The sequence below is a fragment of the Rhizobium sp. Root1203 genome, assembly GCF_001424945.1.
Classification (GTDB): domain Bacteria; phylum Pseudomonadota; class Alphaproteobacteria; order Rhizobiales; family Rhizobiaceae; genus Rhizobium.
Genome location: NZ_LMCW01000001.1, coordinates 401485 through 422312, shown reverse-complemented (window position 1 = coordinate 422312; position 20828 = coordinate 401485). Strand labels below are relative to the sequence as shown.

21 protein-coding genes are annotated in these 20828 nt (G+C 62.1%); 15 read left to right on the top strand and 6 right to left on the bottom strand.

Annotated features, from left to right (window positions below):
- Positions 1–7 precede the first annotated feature (7 nt).
- On the top strand, positions 8–1057 hold the full coding sequence (locus ASC97_RS02070; protein ID WP_057466688.1) for a polysaccharide deacetylase family protein: 1050 nt from the start codon (positions 8–10) through the stop codon (positions 1055–1057).
- A gap of 34 nt (positions 1058–1091) precedes the next feature.
- On the opposite strand, the gene pdxH is transcribed toward ASC97_RS02070, so the two are convergent.
- Complete coding sequence (gene pdxH, locus ASC97_RS02065) at positions 1092–1712, bottom strand: pyridoxamine 5'-phosphate oxidase (protein ID WP_057466687.1); 621 nt, start codon at positions 1710–1712, stop codon at positions 1092–1094.
- Between the two features lie 66 nt (positions 1713–1778).
- Here pdxH and ASC97_RS02060 point away from each other — a divergent pair, with 66 nt between their 5' ends.
- From ASC97_RS02060 to ASC97_RS02045, 4 genes are all read left to right on the top strand, one after another.
- On the top strand, positions 1779–2237 hold the full coding sequence (locus ASC97_RS02060; RefSeq protein WP_057466686.1) for an RT0821/Lpp0805 family surface protein: 459 nt from the start codon (positions 1779–1781) through the stop codon (positions 2235–2237).
- Between the two features lie 261 nt (positions 2238–2498).
- Positions 2499–3680 (top strand): DnaJ C-terminal domain-containing protein, encoded by a 1182-nt coding sequence (locus ASC97_RS02055; protein ID WP_057466685.1) that lies wholly within the window; start codon positions 2499–2501, stop codon positions 3678–3680.
- A 122-nt stretch (positions 3681–3802) separates the two neighbouring features.
- Positions 3803–4621, top strand: a complete 819-nt coding sequence (gene fabI / locus ASC97_RS02050; protein WP_057466684.1) for an enoyl-ACP reductase FabI — start codon at positions 3803–3805, stop codon at positions 4619–4621.
- A gap of 87 nt (positions 4622–4708) precedes the next feature.
- Complete coding sequence (locus ASC97_RS02045) at positions 4709–5299, top strand: histidine phosphatase family protein (RefSeq protein WP_057466683.1); 591 nt, start codon at positions 4709–4711, stop codon at positions 5297–5299.
- A gap of 25 nt (positions 5300–5324) precedes the next feature.
- Here the strand turns inward: ASC97_RS02045 and ASC97_RS02040 are convergent, their stop codons facing one another.
- Positions 5325–5585, bottom strand: coding sequence for a DUF1344 domain-containing protein (locus ASC97_RS02040; protein WP_057466682.1), 261 nt, complete (start codon positions 5583–5585; stop codon positions 5325–5327).
- Positions 5586–5863: 278 nt separating this feature from the next.
- On the opposite strand from ASC97_RS02040, the gene ASC97_RS02035 reads away from it, so the two are divergent.
- From ASC97_RS02035 to ribB, 3 genes are all read left to right on the top strand, one after another.
- Complete coding sequence (locus ASC97_RS02035) at positions 5864–9001, top strand: bifunctional diguanylate cyclase/phosphodiesterase (RefSeq protein ID WP_057466972.1); 3138 nt, start codon at positions 5864–5866, stop codon at positions 8999–9001.
- Between the two features lie 178 nt (positions 9002–9179).
- Positions 9180–10277 (top strand): chorismate synthase, encoded by a 1098-nt coding sequence (gene aroC / locus ASC97_RS02030; RefSeq protein ID WP_057466681.1) that lies wholly within the window; start codon positions 9180–9182, stop codon positions 10275–10277.
- A gap of 9 nt (positions 10278–10286) precedes the next feature.
- Positions 10287–11390 carry a 3,4-dihydroxy-2-butanone-4-phosphate synthase gene (gene ribB / locus ASC97_RS02025; RefSeq protein ID WP_057466680.1) on the top strand — a complete coding sequence of 368 codons (1104 nt, stop codon included), beginning with the start codon at positions 10287–10289 and terminating at the stop codon, positions 11388–11390.
- A 175-nt stretch (positions 11391–11565) separates the two neighbouring features.
- Here the strand turns inward: ribB and ASC97_RS02020 are convergent, their stop codons facing one another.
- Entirely contained in the window at positions 11566–12756 is a 1191-nt protein-coding gene (locus ASC97_RS02020) for a winged helix-turn-helix domain-containing protein (protein WP_057466971.1), read from the bottom strand.
- Between the two features lie 151 nt (positions 12757–12907).
- Between ASC97_RS02020 and ASC97_RS02015 the strand changes: the two genes are divergently transcribed.
- From ASC97_RS02015 to ASC97_RS02005, 3 genes are read left to right on the top strand one after another with little or no spacing between them, the layout of a single operon-like run.
- Positions 12908–13582, top strand: a complete 675-nt coding sequence (locus ASC97_RS02015) for an energy-coupling factor ABC transporter ATP-binding protein (RefSeq protein ID WP_057466679.1) — start codon at positions 12908–12910, stop codon at positions 13580–13582.
- Positions 13582–14190: an energy-coupling factor transporter transmembrane component T family protein gene (locus tag ASC97_RS02010; RefSeq protein ID WP_057466678.1), complete on the top strand. Its 609-nt coding sequence runs from the start codon at positions 13582–13584 to the stop codon at positions 14188–14190. The genes ASC97_RS02015 and ASC97_RS02010 overlap by 1 nt, the downstream gene beginning before the upstream one ends.
- 23 nt (positions 14191–14213) lie before the next feature.
- Positions 14214–14777 (top strand): biotin transporter BioY, encoded by a 564-nt coding sequence (locus ASC97_RS02005; protein ID WP_057466677.1) that lies wholly within the window; start codon positions 14214–14216, stop codon positions 14775–14777.
- Here the strand turns inward: ASC97_RS02005 and ASC97_RS02000 are convergent.
- Positions 14774–15175, bottom strand: coding sequence for an acyl-CoA thioesterase (locus ASC97_RS02000; RefSeq protein WP_057466676.1), 402 nt, complete (start codon positions 15173–15175; stop codon positions 14774–14776). The genes ASC97_RS02005 and ASC97_RS02000 overlap by 4 nt on opposite strands.
- Before the next feature lie 261 nt (positions 15176–15436).
- Between ASC97_RS02000 and ASC97_RS01995 the strand changes: the two genes are divergently transcribed.
- Together ASC97_RS01995 and ASC97_RS01990 are read left to right on the top strand one after the other, a co-directional pair.
- A complete protein-coding gene (locus ASC97_RS01995) occupies positions 15437–16372 on the top strand; it encodes a histone deacetylase family protein (protein WP_057466675.1) in 936 nt (311 codons plus the stop codon).
- Between the two features lie 2 nt (positions 16373–16374).
- Complete coding sequence (locus tag ASC97_RS01990; RefSeq protein ID WP_057466674.1) at positions 16375–16626, top strand: exodeoxyribonuclease VII small subunit; 252 nt, start codon at positions 16375–16377, stop codon at positions 16624–16626.
- A gap of 2 nt (positions 16627–16628) precedes the next feature.
- On the opposite strand, the gene ASC97_RS01985 is transcribed toward ASC97_RS01990, so the two are convergent.
- The gene (locus ASC97_RS01985; protein WP_057466673.1) at positions 16629–16979 is read right to left on the bottom strand and encodes an HVO_A0114 family putative DNA-binding protein; all 351 of its coding nucleotides are present in this window, start codon (positions 16977–16979) and stop codon (positions 16629–16631) included.
- On the bottom strand, positions 16976–17266 hold the full coding sequence (locus ASC97_RS01980; protein ID WP_057466672.1) for a toxin-antitoxin system TumE family protein: 291 nt from the start codon (positions 17264–17266) through the stop codon (positions 16976–16978). Before ASC97_RS01980 ends, ASC97_RS01985 begins: the two co-directional genes overlap by 4 nt.
- 107 nt (positions 17267–17373) lie before the next feature.
- Between ASC97_RS01980 and ASC97_RS01975 the strand changes: the two genes are divergently transcribed.
- Both ASC97_RS01975 and dxs read left to right on the top strand, forming a co-directional pair.
- On the top strand, positions 17374–18297 hold the full coding sequence (locus tag ASC97_RS01975) for a pirin family protein (protein WP_057466671.1): 924 nt from the start codon (positions 17374–17376) through the stop codon (positions 18295–18297).
- A gap of 106 nt (positions 18298–18403) precedes the next feature.
- Positions 18404–20320 (top strand): 1-deoxy-D-xylulose-5-phosphate synthase, encoded by a 1917-nt coding sequence (dxs, locus tag ASC97_RS01970; protein ID WP_057466670.1) that lies wholly within the window; start codon positions 18404–18406, stop codon positions 20318–20320.
- The last annotated feature ends 508 nt before the right edge of the window (positions 20321–20828 follow it).

Genomic DNA, 20828 nt, shown 5'->3' with positions numbered 1-20828 from the left:
GGCGGAAATGAGGGCGAGCGCCAGAATGCTTGCGAAGAGAATCGCCATTGCAGGCGGACTCGAGGCTGCCAATCTGCTGCGCGCGGCAGGTCTCATGCGCGGCGCTCGCGGACGCGGTGCGATTTTCACGCTCCACCATGTTCGCCCCGAGGAAACCACAGCCTTTGCGCCCAACGCTCACCTGGAAATCACTCCGGCCTTTTTGGACGTCGTGCTGAAGCGGCTGCAGGAGGACGGCTATCGGTTCGTCGCACTCGGCGACGTTCCCGCCCTGCTGTCGGAACCCGCGCCGAAGCAACCCTTCGCCGCCTTTACGCTGGACGACGGCTACCGCAACAACCTCGTCTACGCACTGCCGATCTTCGAGCGCCACCGGGCGCCTTTCACCGTCTTCGTGCCCAAGGGCCTGGCGGAACGCACCCATACGATCTGGTGGGAGACGCTGGCAGCCCTCCTGCGCAAGGAGGAAAGGCTCGGCTTCGATTTCGGCGGCGGGAACGAGATCGTCGATCTTGCGACTCCGGTCGCCAAGCATCGGGCTTTCGAGCGCTTTGCACAGTATCTGCACCGAACCGACGAGGCAGCGGCGGTTCATGAGATCGATCGCCTCGCGAGAGCCCACGAGATCGATCCCGTCGAGATCGTCGACGACCTGGTCATGGGGCCGGCCGAGCTCAACCTGCTGGACGCGAGCCCGCTTGCCTCCCTCGGCGCCCACATGGTCAGCCACCGGGCGGTTTCGCGTCTCGCCGATGCGGAGGTCCGCGCGGAGATGGAAGCGTCCTGCGACTACGTCGCCACGATTGCCGGCAGGCGGCCCCTGTCCCTCGCCTATCCCTATGGAACGCGGGAAGCGGTCACCCAGCGCCAGGCGGAGATCGCCCGCGACCTCGGCTTCACGATCGCTGTCACGACCCAACCCGGCGTGGTGGCGCAGCGCTCGCTTTCAAGCATCACCTACCTGCCCAGGCTTTCGATCAACGGTCTCTATCAAAAGGCCCGCTACGTCTCGGGCCTCGCCTCAGGCATCCCCCTGAAATTGATGGGCAACGGATGATGACAAAGGACCACCCGTCGCGCTATCCCGAGGCCTAGGGATACATCCGCACCTTCGACCAATCGCCGTCCGGGGTGGTGCGGCGAAATTCGATGCGGTCGTGAAGACGAAATTTCTGATCCTTCCAGAATTCGATGCTGACCGGCCGGATGCGGAAGCCCGACCAGTGGGCCGGACGAGGGATATCCCCGATCGCATAGCGGGCGGTGTATTCGGCAACGGCTTTTTCCAAGGCAAAACGGCTTTCGAGCGGCCGCGACTGCTTCGACGCCCATGCGCCGATGCGACTGCCCCGGGCGCGCGTCTTGAAATAGGCGTCGGCTTCCTCGTCGCTGACGATATCCACAGGCCCGCGCAGGCGGACCTGCCTGCGTAGCGTCTTCCAGTGGAAGCACATGGCCGCTTTTTTCTGCCCGAGGACTTCGCGGCCTTTCTGACTCTCGAAATTCGTGTAAAACACGAAGCCGTCTTGATCGAAACCTTTAAGGAGAACCATGCGGACATTGGGAAGGCCGTCCTCATCGACCGTCGCAAGCGCTACCGCATTCGGGTCATTGATCTCGGAGGCCTCCGCCTCTTTCAGCCAATCGGCGAAGAGATCGAACGGTTCGTTTCGTTCGGTGAAGTCACCGCTTATTAACTCATTTGTCGACATATTAGCACAAATGCCCCGGGTTTATTCGAAGATTGCCCAGCTTTACGCTACTGGACAGGACGCAGGGTGGAAGTCATAGCAAAGTCAGATCGTGATACAAAGGGTCTGCTGCGACAAGGCGCGGCCTTCTGCGTTGTCGGCATGGCGATGCTCTTTCTCTCCGGCTGCGTCTCCAGCGGTCTGGACATGTTCAGCAGCAACAAGGTCGACCGCTCGGTGGCAACCGGCACAGTGCCGCAGCCCGTGCCGACCAGCGATTCGATTTCTGACGAGATGACCGTCGGCAATGCCGTGACATCGGCCGACATCCAGAGACTGGAAGGCCGCCCGCTGCCGTGGGCGAACGCATCGACCGGCAGTGCCGGTGTCATCGATACGATCGTCGAGAATACCGACACGGGTCAGGTCTGCCGCCAGTTCCGCACCACCCGCCACTCCTATGTCGGCATTTCCAAATTCTACGGCAAGACCTGCCTTGTGGGCGGCGGCAACTGGCAGCTCCTGAGCTTCCAGCCCGAAAGCTGAGCCCGCCTTTGGCTCGTGCTTAACGCGCGCTCCCATTTTCCTTCCAAATTTAGCAAAACAATAACCATTCAGGATGAAAGCGCCGCTCGATCCCCCGTGTAATAAGGACTGATTAGCAACTTTGCCGGAGGATCGTTTCCATAAGTACGTTCAATTTCTTCTTGGGAAGCGAACCTGAACGCACCAAATGAGTTGTATGTGGGCTTCGGGGTGCTGGACAAAGGACGAGCACACCGCATTGGAACACCGGCGGTTTGAAACATGCGCGATCCTTATAAGATCTTGGGCGTCAAGCGCGACGCCGGGCAGGACGAAATCAAGGCGGCTTGGCGCAATATGGCCAAGGCCGTGCACCCCGATCACAATCAGGGCGATCCGACGGCGGGTGCGCGCTTCGCCGAGATCGGCCGTGCCTACGACACTCTGAAAGACCCCAAGAAGCGCGGTCTCTTCGACAACGCCCTGCGTATGGCGGAAGCAAAACAGAACGAAAACACCATCATGCACCAGCGCCAGGCGGCCCGCGAAGCGGCGATGCGGGCCAAGGCAGCGCAGGCAAACGCCGAACGCGTGATGGAAGAACTGGCCCGGGCCGCGGCACAGAAGGCAGCGGCCGATGCCGCCAGGCAGCAGCAGGCCCAGCAACAGCAGCAGGCGGGCGCCGCCGAACCCGCCGAGGAGATGATCGAGCGGATCTTCGGGGCACAAGCACGCACCGCAAGTGCCGGAGGCGGCCGGGGTCATGGTTTTGCCGCAGGCGCGACACGGCGGCCGGACACCGAGGCGTCGAGTGCCGAGGCCCCGACCGACGCGTCAAGAGCGGATGCCGAGCCGACCGCGGAGGAAACAGCCGCCGCCGCGTCTGCAATCCTGCAACCGCTCAGCCTGCTCACGTCGCTCGTTCGCCGTTTCACAGGCAGCGCGCCGGCACCCGAAAAGGCGCCCGACCAGATCGCCACCGCAACGGTGACCATCGACGATGTCCTCAGGGGAAGCTGGGTGAGCGTCGATCTCGGCGAGGGCCGCGAAGCGGGCTTTGCGCTGACGTCAGGCACGACCGAAGGTCATCAGGTGCGGCTCAAGGGCCAAGGGCACAAGCTCGCCGGTATGCAGCGCGGCGATGCCGTCATCAACATCCACATCGCGGCCGATGCGCGCTTTACCGTGGACGGCTTCGACCTGCACACCGTCCTGCCGGTGACGATCGAGAACGCCGTTCTCGGCACCGAGGCCCATATCGATGGGCCGAACGGCTCACTTGCGGTGATCGTCCCGGCCTGGTCCGGCTCCGACAAGACAATCCGAATCCCGGGTCAAGGACTTGCCAACGGCGACGGCGGCAAGGGCGACCTCGTCGTGGAGCTGCGTATAATTCTGTGGGAAAAGCCGGACGCAAAAGTGACAGATCTCATGCGCAGCATGAAGAATGGGCTGTTTCTGTGAAATTTTGGTGACAAGAGCACCCTTTGTTACGTTCCCTAACAGTTGATGATTGCTGCTAATCTTGAACCGATTAGCAGCCTATGCCATAGGCAGGGCCGATCAATTTCCTTAGGGGGCGAAATATGGCTCAGGCATCAGGCCTCATGTCAGGCAAACGCGGCGTCATCATGGGCGTTGCCAACAATCGTTCGATTGCGTGGGGCATTGCCAAGGCTGTTCATGCACAGGGTGCCGAGATTGCGTTTACCTATCAGGGCGATGCACTGAAGAAGCGGGTCGAGCCGCTGGCGGCCGAACTCGGCGGCATTCTTGCAGGCCACTGTGATGTCAGCGATGAAGCATCGATCGACGCGGTTTTCGACAATATCGAAAAGACGTGGGGCAAGATCGACTTCATCGTGCATGCAATCGGTTTTTCCGACAAGGACGAACTGACCGGCCGCTACGTCGACACGTCGGCTGACAACTTCGCCAAGACCATGCAGATCTCCGTCTATTCCTTCACATCGGTCGCGCGCCGCGCCGAGAGGCTGATGACCGACGGCGGCTCCATGCTGACGCTGACCTACTACGGCGCCGAAAAGGTCATGCCGAACTACAACGTCATGGGCGTCGCCAAGGCCGCGCTCGAGGCGAGCGTGAAGTATCTGGCTGTCGATCTCGGGCCGAAGAACATCCGCGTCAATGCGATTTCGGCGGGTCCGATCAAGACGCTCGCGGCTTCCGGCATCGGCGACTTCCGCTACATCCTGAAGTGGAACGAATACAACGCACCGCTGCGCCGCACCGTGACGATCGAGGAAGTGGGCGATGTCGGTCTCTACATGCTGTCGGATCTCTCGCGTTCGGTCACCGGTGAAGTTCACCATGCCGACAGCGGCTACCATGTCATCGGCATGAAGGCTGTGGACGCGCCGGATATTTCCGTCATAAAGGACTGATCGCACTCCTCTTCTGCGTCGTGCTCGCGGCCCCCTCCCCCACGCGACAGCGATTCGGGGGCCGTGCGTGCCAAACGGAGCCGATCATTGCTTATCTACGTCATCCGACACGGCCAGACAGACTGGAACGCGGAACGCCGCCTGCAAGGCCAGAAGGATATTCCGCTAAACGCCGTCGGCCGCGAACAGGCCCGGCAAAACGGTATCGACCTCGCCGAGATCCTGAAGATTGAGGCTATTCCCTTCGATTTCGTTGCAAGTCCGCTCGGCCGTACCCGTGCCACCATGGAAATCATGCGGGCGGCGATGAACCTGCCTGCCGAGGACTACCGCACGGACGAGCGGCTGGTGGAGGTTTCCTTCGGCGACTGGGAAGGCCACACAGTCAAGGAACTGAAGGCCACGGTGCGCGACCGCATCACGGAGCGCAACCTCAACAAATGGGATTTCATCCCGCCAGGGGACGATGCCGAAAGCTACGAAATCATGTCGTGGCGCGTCGCTTCATGGCTGAATTCGGTCGAGCGGCCCACCGTCTGCGTCACGCATGGCGGCGTGATCCGGAGCCTTTTCCGGACGATTGCCGATGTGCCGAAACACGAAGCCGCGGAAGGCGAAATTCCTCAGGATCGTATTCTGAAGATTGAAACAAGGGACAGACAGATAGGCTGGATCTGATCCGCCTCACGTGGACGATATCGCCTTACTGGACGATATCGAGGTCGTTTATGACGCGCTTGCCGTCCACTTCGGTGTAGAAAACGATAACCTTCACGCCGGCCTTCAGGCCTTCGAAATTGAATTCCTCGGAAGCCTGATAGGTCTTTCCGTCATCGAGCGTCAGGCTGAGGTTGGCCATGTCGACCTTCTTGATCGTCGCCTCCACATCAGCGCTCTCGGCAAAGCCGTTGATCGGCGACAGAAAGCTCGCTGTGGCCAGAAGCGTAGCGACTACAAAACGCATGGCGGCATTCCTTCGAAAACGCGACTCAGACATCCAATTGCGCACAGATAACCTCCCGAATATGGCGAAAGTTGCCCTGAAGAGTGACCTTCCGCGCCCAATTGATGAATCGCATTTTAACAAAAATCAACACCGCCCGTTAACAACCCGCCTCCTGCGCGCGCGGCCCAAGACGATGTCCGGGAAATCGTAAATTAACCGCTTCGATCTAAGGTCATTCCGAATAGGGGGACCTCATTTTGTTATTCCGCATCAACTACATCAGCACGTCAAGGCGCATTTTGCGGAATACATATGTCTCAATTCTGGTTTCCTGCCTTGTCGCCGTCGTTGTGGTCTGGGTCGGATTCAGCCTGGACCGCGCCAATACTGCGGCTCACCTTCGAGAATCGACCATTCGCACGGAGAACGAGACGAATCTTATTCGCGCGCGCGTGATGGCGCAGATCAATATGGATATCACGGTCGTCCGCGATCTCGCGAACATGGTGGCGATCAACTCCAGCGCGCATGCCGAGGAGACGGAGCGCCAGATAAGCTGGCTGCTGATCCAGAATCCTCACTTCATGCGTGTTGCCATTGCCCCCAACTTTATCGTCAATTCAGTCTTTCCGTCGCCGACGATCCAGACGAGGCTTGGCAGAGACGTGCGCGAGCCGATGTACGCGCACCAGCCTGCTGCACGCAGCACGAGCAACCAGCAGGCACGCTTCTATGGCCCCGTCCAGAACATCGACGGCAAAGAGGCCTTTGCGATATTCTTCCCTGTCTTCGTCAAGGAAAACGGGCAGCGCCGCGTCTGGGGCGCGGTCGAGGTGACGATCGACGCAGATATGTTCTACCGGAATACCGGGCTGAAGCCGACACACAACGCCGAGAACGAGGAAAAGTATCCTCACCTCGATCACCTTCAGATCGCGGTTCGCGACCTGGCCCCGGCCGACGAGGCAACGGCGCCTTTCTTCGGTTCGCCTGACGTCCTGACACAGCAGCCTCTGACACGAAAGATCGGATTTGCGGGCGGTCGCTGGGAGATTGCCGCAGTGCCGAAGACAGGCTGGGATGCCGTTCCGGACAACCAGTTCTCCCTGCGTCTGATCATTCTGGCTGCCGGCTGCGTCACCATCGTACCGATCTTCTTCGCGACGCTGCTGCTCGGCGAGCGCAACCGCAACATCGAACAGCTGGAAAAGCGCGAAGCGACGCTGCTGGAGCTGTCGCAACGGCTCGATCTCGCGCTCGATTCGTCGAACATCGGGATCTGGGAACTGCACGACGGCGGGCGCACCCTGTTTTGGGACAGCCGCGCCTCCACGTTGCACGGCCTGCCGCCGCTGGAAGGCGGGCACTCCATCGACGACTGGCTTGCTTCGGTTGTTCCCGAGGACCACGGCACCGCGAAAGTGCACCTGCTCAACGAGGATGCCTCCGGCTCGTCCTACACGGCACAATACCGAATCCGCCTCGAAAACGGGACGCTTCGGCATTTGCGCTCGGTCGGCTCCGCCTACACGGACGCAGCCGGCGCCAACAAGACCATCGGCATCGTATGGGACGTGACCGCCGATGCGGAGGCTGCCGACACGCTGCGAAAGGCGAAGGACACGAGCGACATCAAGAACGCCGAACTGGAGCTTGCGCTCGACGAACTCTCCCATCGCGAAGCCGAACTGGCAGAACTCTCCGGCAAGCTCGATCTGGCCCTGGATTCCTATCAGTGCGGGATCTGGGAAGCGACGCTGGGCGACGACGGCGGCTCCATTTGGGATGAGCGGATGCACGAGCTCTATGGACTTGCACCGCGGACGGGCTTCATGACCGAACCGACATGGCTCTCGTGCATCGTTGCGGAAGACCGGCGGCTGGCGATCGAGAGCGCCCGTCATTTCGAGCGGATCGGCGACACCCACACGCTTATCTGCCGCGTGCCGACGGACAATGGAACAGTGCGTTACGTCCGCTCCACCGGCAAAGTCCACCAGACGCCGAGCGGTCAGCTGAAAATCATCGGCGTCGCCTTCGACATCACCGAAGACGCGCTGATGACGGCGCAGCTCAAAGCCGCCAAGGACGAGGCGATCGCCAAGAACATCGAGCTCGAACTTGCCAAGAACCGCATCGAGCACAATTCGCTGCACGATCCGCTGACCGGGCTCGCCAACCGCCGCAAACTCGACATGGCACTCGAAAACCTGACCCAGGACGGCAGAAGCGGACGACAGAAATTCGCGATCCTTCATATCGATCTCGATCGTTTCAAGGATATCAACGATACGCTCGGGCATGCGGCTGGCGATGCGATGCTCGTTCACGCGTCGCAGGTCCTGTCGAGGAACCTCAGGAACGACGACATCGTCGCCCGTATCGGCGGCGACGAGTTCGTCATCCTTGCCGACAATGCCAGCGATGCTGATATGTCGAGCCTGGCCGGGCGCATCATCGAACAGATGCGCCAGCCGGTCGACTTCCAGGGCTTCGGATGCCGTTGCGGCGTCTCGATCGGCATCGCGCTTGCGAACGGGATGCATGTCGACGCCCGCAAGGTTCTGATCAATGCCGACATTGCCCTCTATCGCGCCAAAAGCCAGGGGCGGAACCGCTACCAGTTCTTCAACCACAACCTTCAGGCAGACATCATCAACAACAAGCGACTGGCGGACGAAATCCTGTCCGGCATCGAGAACAACGAGTTCACCGCGTGGTACCAGCCTCAGTTCAGCGCGCATACCATGCGGCTCACCGGCGTCGAGGCGCTGGTGCGATGGCAGCACCCCTCCAAGGGGCTGCTGACGCCCGACAAATTCCTCAAGGTTGCCGAGGAGATCAACGTCATGCAGACCCTCGACCGCATCGTTCTGGAAACGGCACTGAAGGACAAGATGCGCTGGGCGGCGCTCGGCGTTTCCATTCCCAAGGTCTCGGTCAACGTTTCGGCGCGACGCCTGCACGACGAAGGCCTCATCGAGTCTCTGCGCAACCTGCAGATCCGGCCCGGAGAGATATCGTTCGAGCTCGTGGAGTCCATCTTTCTCGATGAAAGCGAGGATATCGCCGCCCACAACCTCGACCGCATCAAGGCCCTGGGCATAGACATCGAGATCGACGACTTCGGCACCGGGCACACCTCGATCGTCAGCCTGCTGAAGCTGAAGCCGAAGCGCCTGAAGATCGACCGGCAGCTCGTGCAGCCGATCGTAACCTCGCAGCAGGAACGGGCGCTTGTCAGCTCGATCATCGACATTGCGCGCTCGCTCGGCGTCGAGACCGTTGCCGAAGGCGTCGAGACCACGGCCCACGCCATGCTGCTCAATGAACTCGGATGCGACCTGTTGCAGGGCTACGCCTTCTCGCGCCCCCTCTCCTTCCACGATTTCACGGCGGTCGCCACCGGGACCGCATGGCGGATGGCATCATAGGCCGACTGTTCTCGATTTGCGGAAACACCATTTCCTCAAAGTGGCGATTTCGCGCAAAGAAAGGCGTTTGCCCTCGCTGTTTTTTGGCCTATGAGTGTCGCGCCTTTCAAGAGTATGACGCGGCCGGTGAAGACCGGCTGCCGTAATCCGGTCAGAACACGCAATCCGGTCTGAACATATGTCGCACAATACATTCGGTCACCTTTTCCGCGTAACCACCTGGGGCGAAAGCCACGGACCGGCGCTCGGCTGCGTCGTCGACGGCTGCCCTCCCGGCCTACGCTTCAGGCTCGAAGACCTGCAGGTCTGGCTCGACAAGCGCAAACCGGGCCAATCGCGTTTCGTGACACAGCGACGCGAGGACGATCTCGTCAAGGTTCTCTCGGGCGTGATGCTCGACGCCGACGGTGAGACGATGATCACGACCGGCACGCCGATCTCGATGTTGATCGAGAACACCGACCAGCGTTCCAAGGACTACGGCGAAATCGCCCGGCAGTACCGCCCCGGCCATGCCGACTATACCTACGATCTGAAATACGGCATCCGCGACTATCGCGGCGGCGGGCGTTCGTCGGCCCGCGAGACGGCCGCGCGTGTCGCAGCCGGCGGCATCGCCCGCCTCGTCGCACCCGGCGTCACCGTGCGCGGCGCGCTGGTGCAGATCGGCAAGCACAAGATCAACCGTCAGAACTGGGACTGGGCACAGGTCGACAAGAACCCGTTCTTCGCGCCCGATCCGGACATCGTTCCTGTCTGGGAAGAGTATCTCGACGGCATCCGCAAGAAAGGCTCTTCGATCGGCGCAGTCGTCGAAGTCGTGGCCGAGGGCGTTCCGGCAGGGCTCGGTGCGCCGATCTACGGCAAGCTCGACCAGGATATCGCCTCGCTGCTGATGTCGATCAACGCCGTCAGGGGCGTCGAGATCGGCAACGGCTTCGGAGCCGCCGAAATCACCGGCGAGGAAAATGCCGACGAGATGCGCATGGGCAACGACGGTACGCCGCTGTTTCTTTCGAACCATGCAGGCGGTATTCTGGGCGGCATCTCCACTGGCCAGCCGGTCATTGCCCGCTTCGCGATCAAGCCGACGTCCTCGATCCTGACCGAACGGCAGTCGATCGACGCCGACGGCCGCAATGTCGATGTGCGCACCAAGGGCCGGCACGACCCATGCGTGGGCATTCGCGCCGTGCCGATCGGCGAGGCCATGGTCGCCTGCGCCATCGCCGACCACTATCTTCGAGACCGCGGCCAGACCGGCCGGCTGAAATAGGAACGAACCATGCCTTATGACCAGAAGCGCGTCGTGGATGCCATCCGAGCCTTCGAAGCCGGCGAGATCGTCGTCGTCATGGACGACGACGATCGTGAAAACGAGGGCGACCTGATCGTCGCGGCGGTGCATTGCACGCCGGAAAAGATGGCCTTCATCGTCCGCCATACATCCGGCATCGTCTGCACTCCCATGCCGAGGGAAGAGGCCAAGCGGCTGAACCTCAACGCGATGGTGGCGGAAAACGATTCCGCCCACACCACGGCCTTCACCGTCACGGTCGACTTCAAGCATGGCACGACCACCGGCATTTCAGCCGATGACCGGACGCTGACCGTTCGCAACCTTGCCAATCCGAATGTCGGCGCCGCCGATTTCGTTCGCCCCGGCCACATCTTCCCGCTGATCGCGCGCGAAGGCGGCGTCCTCATGCGCTCGGGCCACACGGAAGCGGCGGTCGATCTCTGCCGCCTCGCGGGCCTGCCGCCGGTCGGCGTGATCTGCGAGCTCGTCAACGACAACGGCACCGTCACGCGCGGGCCGGAGGTTGTCGACTTCGCGCAACAGCACGGCCTGAAGCTCGTCTCGGTCGCCGACCTCATCGCCTATCGCCAGCGCAAGGAAACGCTGATCGAACTCGGCACCAGCTTCGATATCGAAACGCCTTTCGGCAAGGCCAAGGCCCATACCTATTCGCTTCCCTGGGATCCGATGCAGCATCTCGCCGTCGTCTTCGGGGATATCCGCGACGGCATCGACATTCCGGTGCGCCTGCATCCCGAAAGCGTGGCCGAGGATATCTTCGGCAAGCGGCGCCCCGTCGATCAATACATGAAGCGGATTGCCGACGAAGGCCGGGGCGTGATCGTCTACCTGCGCGAGGGTTCGGTCGGCGTCGGCCATCACGACAACGGCAGGAAGGCGCGTTCACAGGGCCGCGAAGAACATGCCGAAGCGCAGAACCGCGAAAGCGAATGGCTGGAAATCGGCCTGGGCGCACAGATCCTGAAGGACCTCGGCGTCTCCTCGATCAAGCTTCTGACGAGCCGCGAACGGCACTATGTCGGCCTCGAGGGTTTCGGCATCAAGATCACCAAGACCGAGATCGGCTGAGCCAACCATCCTGATCCCCGTGCTCGTTGCGGGGATCGAGCTCATTCAAGCCCTTGGTTGCATTAGACTCTTTTTGCGCCGAAGACGCGCCGTAGCTGGATTCCCGCGACCGGCACGGGAATGAGGGAAGCCTTTCCGCCGAAAATCCGGAGTGCTCCTAACTCCAGGCGGGGCCTCAGCCGCGCCAGCCGTCACCGAAGACCACCTTCTCAACGCCGGCGAATTTCGCGACACGCTCCAACTCTGCCTCCAGCCGCGCCAGCCGGCCGGCCGATGGGCGCACGCCCGGTTCCAGCCACAGGCGCTTGACGTCGAGCGTTCCGCGCTTGCGGTCGGCTTTCATGTCGATGCGGCCGATCAGCCGGTCGCCCTCCAGGAGCGGGAAGACGTAGTAGCCGTATTCCCGCTTCGGTTCCGGCACGAAGATCTCGATGCGGTAGAAGAAACCGAAGAGGCGTTCGGTGCGGTTTCGGTCGCGGATCATCGGATCGAACGGGCTCAGCACGCGAATGCGGGCCGGCGGGTCGGGGTAGGTGTCGACAGTCGGGAGGAAGTCCGCAAAGGCAAACGACGGCCGCGGCTTGCCGCCAAGTGCCGGCTCGACCAGCACTTCCACCAGCTCGTCGCGGTGCGCCGTCACCCAGGCCTTGGCTTCGTCGGGCGAGAGCAGATCCCAGAAAGCGGCGATCTCCCCATGGGTGGCAAATCCGAGACGCGCGAGGGCACTGCGGCAGGCCCAGTCGACGAAATCCTCCCGGCTGACCTCGGGCTCGTGGAACTCGGCGGGAATGACGCGCTCGACAAGGTCGTAGACCTTCTGGAAATTAGAACGCCCGGCGATGGCGAATTTGCCGGTGCGCCAGAAGTATTCGAGCGCGGTCTTGTTCGGGTGCCAGTTCCACCAGCCGCCGGAGACGTGGCCATCGGCCTTTATCTCGCGGGCCATGATGGCGCCGTCACGCTGCACGCGCTCGTAGGTCTCTTCGAACGCATCCTCGAAGCCTTCGCCGCGCCATTTGCGCCAGCGCTCGACCAGCACCTCCTCCTCGTTACGGAACTTGTGCTTCCAGTAGCGAAAGAACGCGCTCGGCAGGATCGAGGCATCGTGCGTCCAGTGCTCGAAGAGCGAACCGTCCTTCTCGAGCAACGCGGTCAGGTGTTCGCGCCGATAGGTCTGGTTGCGGGCGAAAAGGATCTGGTGGTGCGCGCGCTCGACCGTCTGGATGCTGTCCACCTGGACGAAACCGATATCGTGGATGAGCTGCAGCAGGCCCGGTTTGGTCAGGGCCTTGTTCGGCGGTGCGCTGAGACCCTGCTTGGCAAGGAACACGCGGCGAGCATCGGAATTCGAAATGAGATTCGTCATGGCAAGCATCATAATACGGAAAATGTTCCTAGCCACCCGTTATAGGCGACCTTTTTGGGAGAGGACTAGCCCCTTCCCGCCCGAGCCGGTTTTTCACCTTTCAATACGCAGGATTCGTTTATAGAACGGCGGTTCAAGCAAGGGGGATCGAGTGAATATCCGCTTCGAAGGCACCGGTGTGAGCTACGGAACGCGCGTCGCGCTGCAGCCGCTGACGCTCGATCTCGCCGAAAGACGCATCGGCATCATCGGCCTCAACGGCTCCGGCAAGACCACGTTTGCGCGTCTTATCAACGGACTGACGAAACCCACGACCGGGCGCGTCGTCGTCAACGGGCGAGACACGGCTGACGAGAAGGCCGTGCTGACGGATGTCGGCTTCATCTTCCAATCGCCGCAGAACCAGATCATCCTGCCCGTCGTGCGCGACGACATCGCGTTCGGCCTCAAGAGCCGCGGCTACACGAAAGCGGCGATCGAGGCGAAGGTCGACGAGGTGCTGCAGCGCTTCGACGCCCGGCATCTTGCCGATCGCCGCGCCCACGAGCTTTCCGGCGGCGAACTGCAGCTCGCGGCCCTCTGCTCGGTATTGGCAACCGGGCCCGACATTCTCATTCTGGACGAGCCGACCAACCAGCTCGATCTCCGCAACCGGAGCCTCGTGCAGGCGCTGATCGACGGCCTGCACGAGAACGCCATCGTCATCACCCACGATCTCGAGCTGATCGCCGGCTACGAGCGCGTGCTGGTGTTCCACGAAGGCCGGCTCGCCGCCGATGCACCCGCATTGGAAGCGGTCCGGCGCTACAGGGAGCTCGCCGCCTGATGCAGTCGCTTTTCGTCGAGGGCAACAGCGTCCTGCATCGCCTTCCGGCGCGGGTCAAGCTGATCGGCCTGGCCGGCCTCGGAGTCGTGCTTTTCACCACGGCAAACATTCCGGTCCTCTGCGTTGCGGTGCTCGCTACCGCGGCTCTCTACCTGAGCATCGGCCTCCCCATACGGGCGGCCCTGGCACGGCTGAAGCCGATATTCCTGACGATCGTCGTCGTGGCGGTGTTCAGCCTCGCTTTCAACCCGTGGCACGGCGCCGTCGTGGCGCTGCTGCGGCTGACCGCGCTGATGCTCTTTGCAGCGAGCGTTACCGCGACCACCACGATCACGCAGTTCATCGACGAGATCACGCTTCTTGCGCAACCGCTGGAGCGCATCGGGCTGCTGCGGGCAGACGACGTGGGCCTCGCGGTCGGTCTCGTGGTCCGCTTCGTGCCCGATATTCTCGGGCGCTACCAGGCCATTCGCGAGGCGCACGCGGCGCGCGGCCTGAAGGTGCGGCCGACGACGGTGCTTGTGCCGCTGATCATTCTGACGCTCAAGGATGCGGATAACATCGCCGCTGCGATTGACGCACGCGGCGTTCGGCGGCATGTCAGTTAACACATGTTAAACTCGGAGCCGTCATGAGCACCCGCGACCTCGTTCTCTCTGCCCTATTTGCCGCGATCATCGTCGCTCTCGGCATTCTGCCGCCGATCACGCTCGGCTTCATCCCGGTGCCGATCACGGCGCAATCGCTGGGCGTTATGATGGCCGGCGTCGTGCTCGGCGCCAGGCGCGCGACCATCGCGGTGCTGATCGTGCTGGTGCTGGTTGCAATCGGCCTGCCCGTTCTGTCGGGCGGACGCGGTGGTCTTGCGGCCTTCGCGGCGCCCACCACCGGCTTTCTGGTCGGCTGGGTCTTTGCGGCCTTGACGACCGGCTTCCTCAGCGAGCGGCTGGCGAAACCGGAACAGCCGGCAGCCCTGCAGCTGGCCGGCTTTTTCCTGGCCGCCGTCGTCGGCGGCATCGTCGTGCTCTACGCCTTCGGTATCGCCTATCTGGCGGTCGCCGCCCAGATCGGCCTCAAGCAGGCCTTCGTCGGTTCGATGGCCTTCATCCCCGGCGACGTCATCAAGGCATTCGTGGCAGCCCTGGTCGGGCGCGCGGTGATGGCCGGCTACCCGTTGCTGCCAGCCAGAAGCTAGTTCACGAAACGATAGAGCCAGTCTCGCGTGATTTCCGGAAGCGGGACCGGCGTACGATCTTCACGCGCCCGCGCCTGCCAGATGATCTCGACCTCGGCGGCGCGCTCGCCGCCCGCGTCCGCGGCAACGATGAAGCCGACTGACCGGACACCGATCTTGTCGACGGCGGCGGTGAACACGACCTTCTCGTCATAGTGCAGCGGCCGGTGCAGGATGCAGGTGACCTTGGAGGCGATGTACAGCGGCTCGTCCTCGACGTCCGGCCGCAGCGACCAGAAACTGGCAAGGACCGACTCCGCGTAGGAAATATATGAACCCAGGAACATCTGGCCGTTCATGTCGACATCGCGAAAAGGCACGTGGATATGCACTATATTCGAGCGCTGCATCTCGTTCATCTATCGGTCCATCCCCTGCTCCCCTTGCAAAACTGTAGAGCATGATGCCGGCAAGTGTAAGCGTTTTTCGCGCAGCCGAATGCCGTAGTTCCTTGATTTGGAGCCGAATTCATTGATTGGACCGGCGCTGCGGCCCCCGGGCACCAGCGCTCGCTCGATCAAGAAACAGGCAGCCGCTCCCGAATGGGCGTCTTGTTGAAATCATGGCACCGAGCGCCATCTGCTGTGGATCACGATGAGACGGACAGATAGAGTGACGTCATGAGCACCCGCCTTTACGAGCATCCGATCTTTCTGGAACACATCACGCCCTCCGGCCACCCGGAGCGCTCCGACCGACTGCGCGCCATCAATGTCGCTCTCGGGCATCCGAATTTCGAGAAGCTGGAGCGCAAGGAGGCTCCGCAGGCGAACGAGGACGCTGTCCTGCTCGCCCACCCCGAAGAGCACCTGCTGGCAGTCATGCGACAGATCCCGGAGGAAGAAGGCGAGATCAACCAGCTCGAAGCCGATACCTACGCCAGCCCGAAGAGCCTGCAGGCGGCGCTGACGGGCGTCGGCGCTGCAATGGCGGCGGTCGACGACGTCTTTACAGGCAGGGCGGACAATGTTTTCGTCGCCTCGCGACCGCCGGGGCACCACGCCGAGAGATCCAAGGCGATGGGTTTCTGCTTCTTCAACAATGCGGCAATCGCTGCCCGCCATGCGCAGAAGATGCATGGCGCCGAACGCGTGGCGATCGTCGACTGGGACGTGCATCATGGCAACGGGACCCAGGATATCTTCTGGGACGATCCGTCTGTGCTGTTCTGCTCGACGCATCAGATGCCGCTCTACCCCGGCAGCGGCGCAAAGGACGAGACGGGCAAGCATGGCACCATCGTCAACGCCCCCCTCTCCCCCAATGTCGGCAGCGACCATTTTCGCGAAGCGTTCAAGTCGAGGGTACTACCGGCGCTGTTCGACTTCCGGCCGGACCTGATCATCATCTCGGCCGGCTTCGATGCGCATCACCGCGATCCGCTGGCGCAGATCAACCTTGTCGGCGAGGATTTCGACTGGGCGACCGGGCGGCTGCTCGAAGTGGCCGACAAAAGTGCGGCAAACCGGGTCGTCAGCCTCCTGGAAGGCGGCTATGATCTCGAAGGACTGGCCGAATCGGCAGGCCTGCATATTCTCAGAATGATGAAGGGTTGAGCATGACTGACAGCGTCAAGCCGGAGGTTTCCGGTCTTTCGTTCGAGAAGGCGGTTGCCGAGCTTGAGAGCATCGTCGCCCGCCTGGAGCGCGGCGACGTGGCGCTGGACGAATCCATCGAGATCTACGAGCGCGGCGAAGCGTTGAAGAAGCATTGCGAGACGCTGCTTTCGGCCGCCGAGAACCGCATCGAGAAGATCCGCCTCGACCGTGCCGGCAAGCCGCAGGGCGTCGAGCCACTGGACGGGGCGTGACATCAAAGGGCTATGACGGTTCGAATTTCGTCGTAGCCCGCACGCAGTCCGTTGCCGTCCCGCTCTATGAGACCAGCCTGTGTGAGAATTTCCACATCCTCATGAACGCGCCGATAGTCGCGCTTCAGACTTTTCGCCAGCGCGGAAACGCTTGATTGCGGATAGCGATGCAGATGCCGCAGAAGCTCCAGCCTCTTTGCCGTCATCGTCCTCGAGAATGCTTCCCAGTTGACGAAGGTGAGATGATCTTCGGAGACCACTTCGCGAGCTTCGGCACGACGCCATGCATCGGCGACGCGTCTGGCCGCATCGTCGAAGGTGCCGCCGATGTGTAGTTCGACATCTTTGCTCATATCGGCTCTCCTCGTATGCTCTCAACATCGGATCTGAAATCGTTCAGCAACTGATCGATGGAAACGAAGCGATAGCTTTCCTCATGCGGGCCGGAGTGGCGGTGGTCGCCTTTGCCGCGCTCGTTGTCGTGGCCGACCAGTCGTTGGCCCGGCACTCCATAAAACAGCGAATACTTCAGAAAATGTCGTGAGGCGGGAACAGGATCCGGCACGCGCCACACCTTCATTTCCAGAATCGCTCCGGCACCGAAAACAATGCGTTCACGGATGACGATTTCAGCCTTCATACCCCCACTATGACACCTCTCGCCATATGGCGTCAATTGACATAAAAACTGCGGCTGGCTCTTGCGAGCAATTATCGGTAGTTTCAGTGATCGATTGGAGATCCGCCATGTCCTTCTTTCCCGGTAAAGACCCCCTGCCCGGCGACGCGTTCGCCTGCGATGCGATTGCGAACCTGATCATTCCGCGCACCACCGATCTCGGCGGATTTCAGGTGCGGCGAGCGCTGCCGAGCCGCCAGCGGCGCCTGGTCGGTCCGTTCATCTTCTTCGATCGCATGGGGCCGGCGATCCTGAAGCCGGATGAGGCGCTGGACGTGAGGCCGCATCCGCATATCGGGCTTTCGACCGTCACCTACCTCTTCGACGGCGAGATCAGGCACCTGGACAGCCTCGGCACCGAAAAGGTCATTCGACCCGGCGACATCAACCTGATGACGGCGGGACGCGGCATCGTGCATTCGGAACGCACGCCGGACAACCTTCGCGGCCATCCGCTGCTGATGTCGGGACTTCAGACGTGGCTGGCACTGCCAGTCGACAAGGAGGAGATCGACCCCTCCTTTGCCCACACCGAAAAGAGCGAGATGCCGGTCATCGACGAACGCGGCGTGCGCGGGCGCGTCGTCATCGGCGCCTTCGAGGGAATGTCCTCCCCGGTCAAAGTCTTGTCGGATACGCTCTATGCCGACATCAATCTCGAAGCGGGCGTGAAATTTCCGTTCGCGGCGGCGCACGAGGAGCGGGCGGCCTACATCCTCTCCGGTGAGGTGGTGATCGCCGGCGACACGTTTGCAGCGGATCAGCTGCTCGTCTTCCGCCCCGGCGATGCGATCACGCTGGAGGCCGGCGGCCAGGGCTGTCACCTGATGCTGTTCGGCGGAGCGGCGCTCAATTCCAAGCGTTACATCTGGTGGAATTTCGTCTCGTCCTCCAAGGAGCGGATCGAGAAGGCCAAGGAGGAATGGCGAACCGGCCGCTTCGACATCGTTCCGGGGGACGAAGAGGAATTCATACCTTTGCCCGAGGGCTGATCTCCTTTAGAAAGGAAATCTTGAGGTTCTTGAAATCGACTTTTTTAACAGCAATTTATGCCCTAAAGGCATCCTGCCCAAGAATGACAAGAAAGAGTGCCCACCCGTGACACAACCGCCGAAGACGCCGCTGCTGGATAAGGTTACCTATCCAGCCGACCTCCGAAAGCTGGAGGATCGCGACCTGCCGCAGCTAGCGCGTGAGGTCCGGGACGAAATGATCGATGCCGTGTCGCGCACCGGCGGGCATCTGGGAGCGGGACTTGGGGTCGTCGAACTGACGATCGCCATCCATAACGTTTTCGACACGCCTGACGACCGGCTGATCTTCGATGTCGGGCACCAGTGTTATCCGCACAAGATCCTGACGGGCCGTCGCGACCGCATTCGCACGCTTCGCCAGGAAGGCGGCCTTTCCGGCTTCACCCGCCGCGCCGAGAGCGAATACGACCCCTTCGGCGCCGCCCACTCCTCGACGTCGATTTCCGCCGGTCTCGGCATGGCTGTCGCCTCGGAACTCGACAAGACGGACCGCCGCGTGATCGCTGTCATCGGCGACGGCGCGCTGTCGGCTGGCATGGCCTACGAAGCACTGAACAATGCCGGCGCGCTGGATGCCCGGCTGATCGTCATCCTCAACGACAACGACATGTCGATCGCCCCGCCGACGGGCGCGATGAGCGCCTATCTGGCCCGTCTTGCCTCCGGGCGCACCTACATGGGTTTCCGCGACTTCGGCAAGAAGCTGACGGCCTATCTCGGCAAGAAGGTCGACCGCGCCATCACCCGCGCCGTCGAGCACGCCCGGGGCTACGTCACCGGCGGCACCATGTTCGAGGAGATGGGCTTTTATCATATAGGCCCGATCGACGGTCATTCCTTCGATCACCTGCTGCCCGTGCTGCGCAATGTCCGCGACAATGCCAACGGTCCCGTACTGATTCATGTGGTCACGCAGAAGGGCAAGGGCTATGCGCCGGCCGAGGCGGCCGCCGACAAGTATCACGGCGTCAACAAATTCGACGTCATCACCGGCGCGCAGGCGAAGGTGAAGCCGAACGCACCGAGCTATACCAGCGTGTTTGCCGAGGCGCTGGTGCAGGAAGCCGAACTCGACGACAAGATCGTCGGCGTCACCGCGGCAATGCCTAGTGGAACGGGCCTCGACAAGCTCGCCGGCGTGTTTCCGTCCCGCTGCTTCGATGTCGGGATTGCCGAGCAGCATGCCGTGACGTTTGCCGCCGGCCTTGCCGCCGAAGGATACAAGCCGTTCATCGCGCTCTACTCCACGTTCCTGCAGCGGGCCTACGACCAGGTCGTGCACGACGTGGCGATCCAGGGCCTGCCGGTGCGCTTCCCGATCGACCGTGCCGGCTTCGTGGGCGCGGACGGGCCGACGCATGCGGGCTCCTTCGACACCACCTTCCTTGCCGCCCTGCCCGGCTTCGTGGTGATGGCTGCGGCCGACGAAGCGGAACTGAAGCATATGGTGCGGACGGCTGCGGCCTACGATGCCGGTCCGATCTCGTTCCGCTATCCGCGCGGCGAGGGCATTGGCATCGACATGCCGGCGCGCGGCGAAATCCTGCAGATCGGCAGGGGTCGCGTCGTCAAGGAAGGATCCAAGGTTGCCCTGCTGTCCTTCGGTACCCGTCTGGCCGACTGCCTGCTCGCGGCCGAAGACCTCGACGCCGCCGGGCTTTCGACGACGGTCGCCGATGCGCGTTTCGCCAAGCCGCTGGATCACGACCTCATCCGCCAGCTTGCGCGCCACCACGAGATGCTGATCACCGTCGAAGAAGGCTCCGTCGGCGGCTTCGGCAGCCATGTGCTGCAATTCCTCGCGACGGAAGGCCTCCTCGACAACGGCCTCAAGGTTCGTTCGCTCGTCATGCCTGACATCTGGGTGGAACAGGCCAAGCCCGAGGTGATGAATGCACAAGCCGGTCTTGACCGGGCGGGCATCGTCGCCACGGTCTTCAAGGCGCTCGGACGTCCTGCCGTCGTCGGCGTCGCAGGGTAGTTCACCGACCGGTCCCGGGCCGTCAACTTCCGTGACCGGGATTTGGTGTCGGGGCTGCCGATCGCGGGAGCCTCTTGGTCCGGGGAGCGAGCGGAGTTCGGATCCGCCGCAAGCGGTCCGCGAATGCCGATGCAGTTTCCCCAGGGATCGCGGACCTGGCACATCCAGAGATCCCCGTCGATCTCCATCGGCCCCCGGTAAAGCACCGCGCCGACCGACTGCAGGTGGACAAGCGATCGTTCGAATTCGCCCACCAGTAAACAACTGAACCGGCAGCACCGCTTGGTACTTTTTCGTCAGCCGGGACCAGCTCCAGCTGCGTCATGCCGATCTTCAGGAACTCGAAGCCGGAGGGGTTGGCCGATCTCACGAACGGCATCGGGAAACGCCCGCTGATACCAGGCAATACCCTCGGACATGTCGGCCACGTGCACCAGCACGGCGGATATAAAACGCGTCAAAACCACCTCACATCAAACATCGCCGATCGTTGCTCCGGGACGTTCCT